The sequence below is a fragment of the Erwinia pyri genome, assembly GCF_030758455.1.
Classification (GTDB): Bacteria; Pseudomonadota; Gammaproteobacteria; order Enterobacterales; family Enterobacteriaceae; genus Erwinia; species Erwinia pyri.
The window spans coordinates 374,826-386,675 of record NZ_CP132353.1 but is presented as its reverse complement, the minus strand read 5'-3'; the positions used below and the strand labels follow the sequence as shown (position 1 = coordinate 386,675).

The window sequence follows — 11,850 nt, the reverse complement described above, 5'->3', positions numbered from 1 at the left end:
CCTTTCTGCTTAAGCGAACCCCGGTTCGCTTTTTTAATAGCTCAATCGCCCCTGCTTCACCAACCACTCCCGTACCAGAAACAGTGCGCTGACATTGCGCGCTTCACGGAAATCGGGTTCCTGCAGTAGCCCAAGCAGATTGTCCAGCGGCCAGCGCAGCTGAGGAAGCGGCTCAGGCTCATCCCCTTCCAGCTTTTCCTCGTAAAGATTTTCGGCCACCACAATATTCATCTTGCTGGAAAAGTAAGAGGGCGCCATCGTCAGCTTGCCCAGGGTTTCCAGCATTTCAGCACCGTAGCCCGCCTCCTCTTTCAGCTCGCGATTAGCGGCTTCAAACGGCGTTTCGCCCGGATCGATTAGCCCTTTAGGGAAACCAAGCTCATAGCATTCCAGCCCCACCGCATATTCCTGAATCAGAATCAGGTGATCGTCAATGATAGGCACAATCATTACCGCTTCACGATCGGAGGGTTTCATCCGCTCATAGACGCGCCGGGCACCGTTACTGAATGCCAGATCGACGGCTTCAACGGTGAACAGGCGGGAACGCGCCACAGCTTCAACGTTAAGAATTTTGGGTTTTTGCAGTTGTCTGGTCATTATGGCCCCAGGAGTCAAGCCGGAAAAAGAGCATCATAGCCCGGAAGTTGCGGTGCGCTGACCGTCATCTTCCCATTGTGCTGCACCAGCGCGGGGATGCCAATCATCGCACGGATTATTTTTATGCGGTTATAACAATTCCGCCACAGCGGATGAAAAGGTTTTCGCTAATGTCAATCAGGACCAGGAAAAATAGGAATATACCGATACTGGTCATGCGTAATGGTTGATAACATTTGCGCAGGGAATCTTATACTATTATTCTAATTTTATGATTTTGCGCGCTATTTTTGTATACACAGCGGATTGCCAGAGCCGTCTAAACCCGCCACAATGTCGGTAACGATATGATCATGACCGGGTATCATCATAATAATGACGGGAGCATCGTGGCAGGAATGAGGGAAGCATGAGCACGATAGTCATTATATTGGCTGTGATGCTGTCTTGCTCGATCGGGGCGGGTTGTTTCTTCTGGTACGCTATGCGGCATCGTCCGCCGTTGGCGAAACCACTGCCATTTATCAGTCCCCCCTTTCGCAAATTAAGCGAGGACGAGCGTAAAGCCGTCGAGCGCTATATTTCCCTGCTTGGAAAACAGCGCGACAATACGCTGCCTGGCGGCGTGAGCAGGACGGCAGAGCCGTTAACGCTCACCTCACAAAGCAGCAACGTCTACCCGGTCACCCGCTCAATCACCCGCTATGGCCTCTCTACCGATGAACCCAACAAGTGGCGCTACTACCTTGATGCTGTAGAAGTGCATCTGCCGCCGTTATGGGAGCAGTACATTGCGGAAGAGAATTATGTCGAGCTGATCAAAACGCATTCTATTCCGCTGGTGATTTCGCTCAATGGCCATTCGCTGGTCAATTATGTCTACGAGCAACCCGCGCTGGCGCCCGTTGTCCGGCCCGTGTCGCAAAACGCCTCGATCAGAAAAGAAGAGAGCGAAAACATTGAGCTGATTAGCGTGCGCAAAGAGAGCGCCGAAGAGTATGCGCTCAGCCGCCCGGACGGCACGCGGGAAGCGGTCGCCATCTGCGTCGCGTTCCTGCTGTTTTTTATCAGCCTGGTCGGCCCTGAACTGTTGATGCCCTGGCTGGTACTGGCCGGAACCGCGCTGCTGGTAGTGAGCTGTTGGTTCCTGATCCGTCGTCCGACAGAGAAAGATCTGCGGGAAATCCACTGCCTCAGAGGTGCGCCCAAGCGCTGGGGACTGTTCGGTGAATCGAATCAGGGTCAGGTCAGCAACATTTCGCTGGGTATCATTGATCTGATCTATCCCCCTCACTGGCAGCCCTATGTCTCCAACGATTTGGGGCAATCCACAGAAGTGGATATTTACCTTAACCGCCACGTTGTCCGCCAGGGTCGCTTCCTTTCTCTGCAGGATGAGGTGCGTAACTTTCCGATCCAGCGCTGGAAAAAGAATTTAGTGCTGGCAGCGGGTTCTCTGCTGGTGCTGGTGCTGTTAGTGGCGTGGATCCCGCTGAGTATGCCGCTTAAGCTGAGCATCGCCTGGCTGAAAGGCACGGAGAGCGTGCAGGTACATTCGGTAAATGATCTGGAGAAAATGTCGCTTCACGTTGGCGACAGCCTGAAGGTGAACGGTGAAGGGATGTGTTCTATCCCGGCGACTTATCAGGGCAACCGCACCTATGCGTTTATGCCTTTCGACTGTTCTGCCGTTTACTGGAATAATGCCGCTCCCCTGCCCCAGCCTCAGTCTGACATTATTGATAAAGCCACCGCGCTGCTCAGCACCACCAGCCAGCAGCTTCATCCCCAGACCAGCACCGATCCCAAGCTTAACCCGCAGCTGGCCACCGCTATTCAGAAATCGGGCATGATCCTGCTGGATGACTTCTCCGATATCGTGCTGAGAACGCAGGAGCTCTGTAGCCAGGAGCAGGATTGCGTCAGGCTGAAAAACGCCCTGGTCAATCTGGGGAATGCCAAAGATTGGGAAACGCTGGTGCACCGTGCAGATTCTGGCGCATTAAACGGCATGAACGTTCTGCTGCGTCCTGTCAGTGCCGAAGCGCTGGAGAACCTGGTAAACACCGCGACATCCTCTTTCTTCTACCGGGAAACGCGACGTGCTGCTGAAGCCCTGAACAGCCCACCGCCGGGCGGTTTCCTGATCCTCAGTGATGAAGGCAGGCAATTAGTGAATCAGCAGGCGCCTACCGTCTCGCTGTTTGATTACAATGCACCCGATCAGTGGCCAGAGCTGCAAAGGCTTGCCGGCATGCTGCTGCATACGCCCTTCTCCGCTAACGGCATTGTGACCAATATCAGCACTGATGCGAACGGCACGCGGCATATCGCGCTGCACAACGCGCCAGACACGCTGACGTTATGGCGCTATCTCGGCACCAGCCTGCTGCTGCTGGTGGTAGCACTCTGTTTCGTGATCAATGGTTTGCTGGCGCTGCGGCGTATTCACCGTAACCGTCAGCGGATTATCGCCATTCAGACCTATTATGATAAGTGCTTCAGCCCCGCGCTGAGCACCAGCCAGAGTATTCGTCCGCTGTTCTGAGCCGGTCAGTTTTATGCTATTTTTAAGACTGACAAGGCGAATCACCTCCCCTTATGTTCTCCCCGGATTAACCTGCAACAGCGCGCCTTGAATTCCGGTGTTTCACCCATACATAGGGGTATTCCCACCAAGGAGCAGCGATGAAAGAGAAATCCGCAGAGGCGGTTCGGCTCGATAAATGGCTGTGGGCCGCTCGCTTCTATAAAACCCGCTCTGCCGCACGTGAGATGATTGAAGGCGGCAAGGTTCATTACAACGGTCAGCGTAGCAAGCCGAGTAAAATTGTGGAGCTTCACGCCCGGTTAACGCTCCGGCAGGGCAACGATGAACGTACCGTTGTCGTTCAGGCGATCGGCGAACAGCGTCGTCCCGCTGTAGAAGCCCAGCTGATGTATGAAGAGACGGCAGAAAGTATTGAGAAACGGGAAAAGATTGCGCAGGCGCGAAAAATGAACGCGCTGACTATGCCGCACCCCGATCGTCGCCCTGACAAAAAGGAGCGACGGGACTTAATGAAATTTAAAAATTCAGGCGACGAGTAGCCGCCCAAACGAGAGAGAATTATGGCTCATCAAGACCAAATGCACCGTTATCTGTTCGAAAACTACGCCGTGCGTGGTGAACTGGTGACCGTTTCCGAAACCTGGCGTGAAATCATCAGCGGACACGATTATCCGCTGCCGGTGCAAAACATTCTGGGCGAACTGCTGGTGGCGACCAGCCTGCTGACCGCTACGCTGAAGTTTGACGGGGATATTACCGTTCAGCTTCAGGGCGACGGCCCGCTCACTATGGCGGTGATTAACGGTAACAACCGCCAGGAGATGCGTGGCGTAGCGCGTATGCAGGGTGAGATTGCTCCCGAGAGCACGCTGAAAGAGATGGTGGGCAATGGCTATCTGGTGATCACCATCTCCCCAACGCAAGGCGAGCGTTATCAGGGCGTGGTCGGGCTGGAAGGCGAGACGCTGGCAGAGTGTCTGGAAGATTACTTTATGCGTTCAGAGCAGCTTCCTACCCGTCTGTTTATCCGCACGGGTGAACACGAAGGCAAGCCAGGCGCTGGCGGTATTCTGCTGCAGGTTCTTCCCGCGCAGGATGCAAATCCCGATGATTTCACCCATCTGGCAACGCTGACCGAAACCATTAAAACGGAAGAGCTGCTCGGCCTGCCTGCCAATGACGTGCTGTGGCGCCTCTATCATCAGGAAGAAGTTACCGTTTACGATCCGCAAACCGTCTGCTTCCGCTGTACCTGCTCTCATGAACGCTGCGGCGAAGTGCTGGCAACGCTGCCAGAAGAGGAAGTGGACCAGATCCTCGCTGAAGATGGCAAAATTGATATGCATTGCGACTATTGCGGCAGCCACTATACCTATGATGCGGTTGATATCGCGGCTATTCGTAACGGCTCTCTCTCCAGTGACGAAAACCTTCATTGATTTGCTGTTTCAGGTCAGGCCTTAACCGGTCTGGCCTGCTCAACACGCGCTGTCTCTCATTTCTGCTGCTTTTCCCTTTCACTGCGATCTCACCCGTGTACACTGCGCGCGATCGTGTTTTCCGCTGGCGGTTGAACATGCGGGACATCACGGTTAATGGATACCCATTCCTCTAAACTACGTTGCAGCAAAGAGCCGAAAAGGAGCAGTAACATGCGTGATCTGACCCCGCAGGACCTCGTCGCATATGGCATCACTGAGACGGTAGAGATTCTCTATAATCCCGATTTCGACACCCTGTATCAGGAAGAAACACGCCCGGAGCTGACCGGCTATGAGCGTGGCATAACCACCCAATCGGGCGCTATCGCTGTGGATACCGGCATTTTTACCGGCCGCTCTCCCAAAGATAAATATATCGTTCGTGATGAGACCACCCGCGACACGCTCTGGTGGAACGATCAGGGCAAAGGCAAGAATGACAATCAGCCGCTTTCTGCGGAAACCTGGCAGGCCCTGAAGGGACTGGTCACCAAACAGCTCTCTGGCAAACGGCTGTTTGTGGTGGACGCCTGGTGCGGCGCTAACCCCGATACCAGACTCAGCGTCCGCTTTATTACCGAAGTGGCGTGGCAGGCGCACTTTGTCAAAAACATGTTTATTCGCCCCGATGAGCAGGCGCTGGCAAGCTTTGAACCTGACTTTGTGGTGATGAACGGATCGAAATGCACTAACCCGGAGTGGCAGGCTCAGGGGCTGAACTCCGAGAATTTTGTCGCTTTCAACCTCACGGAACGCATACAGCTGATTGGCGGCACCTGGTACGGCGGCGAAATGAAGAAAGGCCTGTTTGCGGTGATGAACTATCTGCTGCCGTTACAGGGCATTGCCTCCATGCACTGCTCGGCCAACGTGGGTGAAAAAGGGGATGTGGCTATCTTCTTCGGCCTCTCCGGCACCGGAAAAACCACGCTCTCCACCGACCCGAAGCGCCAGCTGATTGGTGATGATGAACATGGCTGGGATGATGATGGCGTGTTTAACTTTGAAGGCGGCTGCTACGCAAAAACCATCAAGCTTTCTGAGCAGGCAGAGCCGGAAATTTATCACGCTATTCGCCGTAATGCGCTGCTGGAAAACGTGGTGGTACGCGCCGATGGCTCCATCGATTTCGATGACGGCAGCAAGACCGAAAATACCCGCGTCTCCTACCCTATTGAGCATATCGACAATATTGTTAAACCTGTCTCCAAAGCGGGGCATGCCCGTAAGGTGATCTTCCTGACGGCGGATGCCTTTGGCGTATTGCCGCCGGTTTCACGCCTCAGCCCGGACCAGACGCAGTATCACTTCCTGTCTGGGTTTACCGCCAAGCTGGCCGGCACGGAACGTGGCGTGACGGAGCCTGCGCCAACGTTTTCGGCCTGCTTTGGCGCCGCCTTCCTGACATTACACCCCACGCAGTATGCAGAAGTGCTGGTAAAAAGGATGGAGGCGGCAGGCGCAGAGGCGTACCTGGTCAATACGGGCTGGAACGGCAGCGGCAAGCGGATCTCGCTTAAAGATACCCGCGCGATTATCAACGCTATCCTCAACGACGAGTTATCAGACGCAGAAACGGTGACGCTGCCCATCTTCAACCTGGAGATGCCTGTTGCCTTGCCGGGCGTGGAGAGCCAGATCCTCGATCCCCGTCATACCTATGCAAACGAAGCGGAGTGGGAAACCAGAGCGCGCGACCTGGCTGCGCGGTTTATCACGAACTTCGATAAATATACCGATACGCCGGCAGGAAAAGCCCTGATTAAAGCCGGGCCTCAGCTGTAAAAAAAGGGCGTAGTCTTTACGACTACGCCCTTTCCATTTCCGCTCAGACCACTGGCGGAGAAGGCAGGCTACTGACGGCAGGCAAAGGCAAGTAGGCCCGAATGCGCAGGCCGCCCCGCTCGCTGTCACCAATCTCCAGCGTCCCCTGATGCGCATCAATAATACGCTGTACAATCGCCAGCCCCAGCCCCGTGCCGCTGGTGCTGCGGGCACTGTCGCCACGGACAAAGGGCTGGAACAGATGCTTTAACTGATCGGGTTTGATCCCCGGGCCATCATCTTCCACCTGGAACCAGGCGCGCTGCAGTTCGCTGCCGCTGCTGACTTTGATCCAGCCGTTGCCATAACGTGCCGCATTCACCACCATATTGGCCACAGCGCGTTTGATCGAGAGCGGATTGATCTCCACCATCAGTTCGGCAGGCATCACCGCGTTCTCGATCTCACGTTCATAACCGCTTTCAGCCGCCACCACTTCACCCAGCACGCCATTAAGATCGGCTCGCTCAAACTGCATCTCCTGGCCCGTACGCAGATAATCAATAAACTGCTCGATGATGGCGTTGCACTCTTCGATATCTTTATTGATCGACTCCGCCAGATAGCCATCTTCCTGCGACATCATTTCAGTCGCCAGACGGATGCGCGTCAGCGGGGTACGTAAATCGTGACTGACGCCAGCCATTAACAGGGTCCGGTCATCGGCCAGCTGCTTCACGCCCGCCGCCATCTGATTAAATGCCCGGGTAACCGAGCGAACCTCAGAAGCGCCATATTCCCGCAGCGGAGGAGGAATTATCCCTTTGCCGACCTGCAATGCCGCATGCTCAAGCTCCACAAGAGGCCGGTTCTGGATGCGGATAAACAGCCAGGCGCCCCCTATCGCCAGCAGCATAATGGCCAGCGTGTAGCGGAAGAGCGGGGAGAAGTCGCCCTGATGGATCTCCGTCAGCGGCACCCTGACCCAGATATCGGGCGACAGCCAGGTTTTCAGCCAGACCACCGGGGAGTTTTTATTCACCTCAACGCGCACATCGGTGGGGCCACCAAGCTGCTGCGCCATCTGCTGGCTGAGGAATTCGTAATGCTGCGCCCAGCGTAATCCGCTCTCTTCCGCCGCCGCGTTGGTATAGAGCGAGATACCTAACTCGCGATATATTTCACGACGGAAAGCAGGAGGCACCTCAAGCTGCGTGCCATCCTCAAGCTGTAACCGGTCGGTCATCAGCATGCGCACTTCATAAGCCAGCACTTTGTTGAACTGCTGCAGGCTGGGCAGGATCGCAAAGTTCAACACCACCAGGTAGGTTGTGACCAGGCTGACAAACAGCAGGGTCACAATCAGCAGCAGCGTGCGGGCAAAGGAACTGCGGGGAGAGAAGCGGATCCGCCTCATGCCTTACTGCCGTCCGGCACGAAGACGTAGCCCAAGCCCCAAACGGTCTGGATATAGCGTGGATGGGCTGGATCTTCTTCCACCATGCGGCGCAGGCGAGAGATCTGCACGTCGATAGAACGCTCCATCGCACTGTATTCGCGGCCACGGGCCAGGTTCATCAGCTTGTCGCGGGAGAGCGGCTCACGCGGGTGGCTGACCAGCGCTTTCAGCACGGCAAACTCACCGCTGGTCAGCGGCATAGGCTCATCTTCACGGAACATTTCCCGGGTACCGAGGTTCAGCTTGAACTTGCCGAAGGCGATCACCGCCTCTTCCTGGGAAGGGGCGCCCGGCAGCTCATTGGCCTGACGGCGCAATACGGCACGGATACGGGCCAGCAGTTCACGTGGGTTAAACGGTTTGGGGATGTAGTCATCCGCGCCGATCTCCAGCCCCACGATGCGATCCACCTCTTCACCCTTGGCCGTTACCATAATGATCGGCATGGGGTTGCTCTGGCTGCGCAGGCGGCGACAGATAGAGAGGCCATCTTCGCCAGGCAGCATCAGATCGAGCACCATCAGGTGGAAGGATTCGCGCGTCAGCAGGCGGTCCATCTGCTCCGCGTTGGCCACGCTACGCACCTGGAAACCCTGTTCGGTCAGATAACGCTCTAACAGCGCGCGTAAACGCATGTCGTCATCCACGACCAGAATTTTGTAATTTTCTTGCATATCGATACTCCCAAAGGCGCTATTGCCCGAGCCATTATTCTTAAAAAAGATGCCTGAATGTAACAGTCAATATTGGTTTATATTCTAGCCGAAATTGTTACAAAGCATATTAAACAGCAGCTTATCTTTAATTTTGAGAGAAAAATCAGCGCTGGCGCACACCTCTTTACCGGCGAATACTCTGCACAAACAAACAGTAAGCGTAAGCAAAAAAATGGCGAAGAGATTTGCATCGGTGTCCAACGAGAAACAAAATAACCGCAGCATTCCTGAGAAAGAAATGGATTACGATGAAAACCCAACTGATTACCCGCGAAGGTTACGACAAGCTGAAGCAGGAACTGGACTTTCTCTGGCGGGAGGAACGGCCGGAAGTGACCAAAAAAGTGACCTGGGCCGCCAGCCTGGGCGACCGCAGCGAAAATGCTGACTACCAGTACAACAAGAAGCGCCTGCGCGAAATCGATCGCCGCGTCCGCTATCTCACCAAATGCCTTGAGCAGCTGCGGATTGTGGATTACTCCCCGCAGCAGGAGGGCAAAGTATTTTTCGGTGCCTGGGTAGAGATTGAGAACGACGAGGGCGAACTGAAACGCTTTCGTATTGCTGGCTACGATGAAATTTTTGGCCGCAATGACTATATCTCCATCGACTCGCCAATGGCGCGTGCGCTGTTGAAGAAAGAGGTGGGTGACCTGGCCACGGTGCAGACACCGGCAGGTGAAGCCAACTGGTACGTGGTCGCTATCGATTACGTTAAACAATCCTAATCACGCCGCTGCAGGCGCCGGGGATCGCCCGTTGACTGGCATTTTCCGCCCGCAATCCGTATAACTGTCCGCTGTCTTTAAGCCATAAAGTAACCGATGATGAAAGATTCGCTGAGCCGCATAATTGCAAGTGAGCTGCAGGCGCGAGCAGAACAGGTTGATGCCGCTGTTCGTCTGCTGGATGAAGGGAATACCGTGCCGTTTATCGCACGTTATCGTAAGGAAGTGACGGGCGGCCTGGACGATACCCAGCTCCGCCAGCTGGAAACCCGCCTGGGTTACCTCAGAGAGCTTGAAGAACGACGCCAGTCGATTCTGAAATCTATCGGCGATCAGGGCAAGCTGACCGATGAGCTGGCTGCTGCCATTACCGCCACGCTGAGCAAAACCGAACTCGAAGATCTCTACCTGCCTTACAAACAGAAGCGCCGCACGCGCGGGATGATTGCCATTGAAGCCGGTCTGGAACCGCTTGCTGACACCCTGTGGCAGGATCCTTCCCAACAGCCTGAGCAGTTAGCGGCCGGTTTTGTCGATGCAGACAAAGGCGTTGCCGATACCAAAGCGGCGCTGGACGGCGCACGCTACATCCTGATGGAACGTTTCGCGGAAGATGCCGCGTTACTGGCTAAAGTCCGCGACTATCTGTGGAAAAATGCCCATCTTGTTTCCCGCGTGATTGCCGGGAAAGAGGAAGAAGGGGCGAAATTCCGCGATTATTTCGATCACCACGAAGCGCTGGCTGGCGTGCCGTCACACCGTGCGCTGGCGATGTTCCGCGGTCGTAACGAAGGTATTCTGCAGCTCTCTCTGAACGCCGATCCGCAGTTTGATGAGCCGCCGAAGGAGAGTCACGGTGAGCAGATCATTATGGATCACCTGCAGCTGCGCCTGAATAACGCGCCGGCTGATGGCTGGCGTAAAGCGGTGGTGAGCTGGACCTGGCGCATCAAGGTGCTGCTGCACCTGGAAACCGAGCTGATGGGCACCGTGCGCGAACGCGCAGAGGATGAAGCGATCAACGTCTTTGCCCGTAACCTGCACGACCTGTTAATGGCGGCACCAGCAGGTATGCGCGCCACCATGGGGCTGGATCCTGGTCTGCGCACCGGCGTGAAGGTTGCCATTGTGGATGCCACCGGCAAGGTGGTTGCCACCGACACCATCTATCCGCACACCGGCCAGGCCGCGAAAGCTGCCGCCGCCGTGGCTGCGCTCTGTATCAAACACAAGGTTGAGCTGGTTGCTATCGGTAACGGTACCGCCTCCCGCGAGACCGAGCGCTTCTATCTGGATATCCAAAAGCAGTTCCCGCAGGTGCAGGCGCAGAAAGTGATTGTCAGTGAAGCTGGCGCATCGGTTTACTCCGCTTCCGAACTGGCAGCGCTGGAGTTCCCGGATCTGGATGTCTCCCTCCGTGGTGCCGTTTCCATCGCCCGCCGTCTGCAGGATCCGCTCTCTGAGCTGGTGAAAATCGATCCGAAATCGATCGGGGTCGGCCAGTATCAGCACGACGTCAGCCAGAGCCAGCTGGCGAAAAAGCTGGATGCGGTGGTGGAAGACTGCGTAAACGGCGTCGGCGTGGATCTGAACACCGCTTCGGTGCCGCTGCTGACGCGCGTGGCGGGGCTGAGCAAAATGATGGCGCAGAATATCGTCAGCTGGCGTGACGAGAACGGTCGCTTCCAGAATCGTCAACAGCTGCTGAAAGTGAGCCGCCTCGGCCCGAAAGCCTTTGAACAGTGCGCGGGCTTCCTGCGTATCAACCAGGGCGACAACCCGCTGGATGCCTCTACCGTTCACCCGGAAGCCTACCCAGTGGTGCAGCGCATTCTGGCCGCCACGCAGCAGGCGCTAAACGAAGTGATGGGCAATCCTGCTGAACTGCGCAATCTGCGCGCCGTCGATTTCACCGATGAGAAGTTCGGCGTTCCCACCGTCACCGATATCATCAAAGAGCTGGAGAAGCCGGGCCGCGATCCGCGTCCTGAATTCAAAACCGCCCAGTTTGCTGAAGGTATTGAAACCATGAACGATCTGCTGCCGGGCATGGTACTGGAAGGGGCGGTCACCAACGTCACCAACTTTGGTGCGTTCGTGGATATCGGGGTGCATCAGGATGGTCTGGTGCATATCTCCTCTCTGGCAGATAAGTTTGTCGATGATCCGCATAAAGTGGTCAAGGCTGGCGATATCGTCAAAGTGAAGGTGATGGAAGTCGATCTGCAGCGTAAGCGTATTGCGCTGACAATGCGTCTTGATGAGCAGCCGGGTGAAACCAATGCCCGTCGTGGCGGCGGAAACAACCGCGACGCCGGCAAGCCTGCTGGCAAAGGGCGCCCGCGCCCTGCCGCACAGCCTGCAGGCAGTAACAACAGCGCGATGGGTGATGCGCTGGCCGCGGCGTTCGGTAAAAAACGCTAAGGCTTCAGGGGGCGGCGGCGTAATGTCGCCCCCTGAGATTATCTCCCCCCGCTCCGCCTCTCTCGCCCCGCAAATTGTTCTGCATCAATAATAGCGATAATCGTTCTCATTATACTTGCCACCGTTG

9 protein-coding genes are annotated in these 11,850 nt (G+C 55.8%); 6 read left to right on the top strand and 3 right to left on the bottom strand.

From position 1 onward, the window contains the following. Nucleotides 1-33: 33 nt before the first annotated feature. Nucleotides 34-600 carry an ADP compounds hydrolase NudE gene (nudE, locus tag Q3V30_RS01745; RefSeq protein WP_306209888.1) on the bottom strand — a complete coding sequence of 189 codons (567 nt, stop codon included), beginning with the start codon at nucleotides 598-600 and terminating at the stop codon, nucleotides 34-36. A gap of 409 nt (nucleotides 601-1,009) precedes the next feature. On the opposite strand from nudE, the gene Q3V30_RS01740 reads away from it, so the two are divergent. From Q3V30_RS01740 to pckA, 4 genes are all read left to right on the top strand, one after another. Beyond that, nucleotides 1,010-3,148, top strand: a complete 2,139-nt coding sequence (locus tag Q3V30_RS01740) for an intracellular growth attenuator family protein (protein ID WP_306209886.1) — start codon at nucleotides 1,010-1,012, stop codon at nucleotides 3,146-3,148. A 140-nt stretch (nucleotides 3,149-3,288) separates the two neighbouring features. After that, a complete protein-coding gene (gene hslR / locus Q3V30_RS01735; RefSeq protein WP_306209884.1) occupies nucleotides 3,289-3,690 on the top strand; it encodes a ribosome-associated heat shock protein Hsp15 in 402 nt (133 codons plus the stop codon). 21 nt (nucleotides 3,691-3,711) lie between these two features. Continuing rightward, on the top strand, nucleotides 3,712-4,590 hold the full coding sequence (hslO, locus tag Q3V30_RS01730) for an Hsp33 family molecular chaperone HslO (protein WP_306209882.1): 879 nt from the start codon (nucleotides 3,712-3,714) through the stop codon (nucleotides 4,588-4,590). A 213-nt stretch (nucleotides 4,591-4,803) separates the two neighbouring features. Further along, nucleotides 4,804-6,417 (top strand): phosphoenolpyruvate carboxykinase (ATP), encoded by a 1,614-nt coding sequence (pckA, locus tag Q3V30_RS01725; RefSeq protein ID WP_306209880.1) that lies wholly within the window; start codon nucleotides 4,804-4,806, stop codon nucleotides 6,415-6,417. Nucleotides 6,418-6,460: 43 nt separating this feature from the next. Here pckA and envZ read toward each other — a convergent pair whose 3' ends face one another. Together envZ and ompR are read right to left on the bottom strand one after the other, a co-directional pair. After that, nucleotides 6,461-7,813: a two-component system sensor histidine kinase EnvZ gene (envZ, locus tag Q3V30_RS01720; protein ID WP_306209878.1), complete on the bottom strand. Its 1,353-nt coding sequence runs from the start codon at nucleotides 7,811-7,813 to the stop codon at nucleotides 6,461-6,463. After that, entirely contained in the window at nucleotides 7,810-8,529 is a 720-nt protein-coding gene (ompR, locus tag Q3V30_RS01715; RefSeq protein WP_001157751.1) for an osmolarity response regulator transcription factor OmpR, read from the bottom strand. The genes envZ and ompR overlap by 4 nt, the downstream gene beginning before the upstream one ends. Before the next feature lie 290 nt (nucleotides 8,530-8,819). Here ompR and greB point away from each other — a divergent pair, with 290 nt between their 5' ends. Then, complete coding sequence (gene greB, locus Q3V30_RS01710) at nucleotides 8,820-9,299, top strand: transcription elongation factor GreB (protein WP_306209877.1); 480 nt, start codon at nucleotides 8,820-8,822, stop codon at nucleotides 9,297-9,299. A 96-nt stretch (nucleotides 9,300-9,395) separates the two neighbouring features. Beyond that, on the top strand, nucleotides 9,396-11,723 hold the full coding sequence (locus Q3V30_RS01705; protein ID WP_306209875.1) for a Tex family protein: 2,328 nt from the start codon (nucleotides 9,396-9,398) through the stop codon (nucleotides 11,721-11,723). The last annotated feature ends 127 nt before the right edge of the window (nucleotides 11,724-11,850 follow it).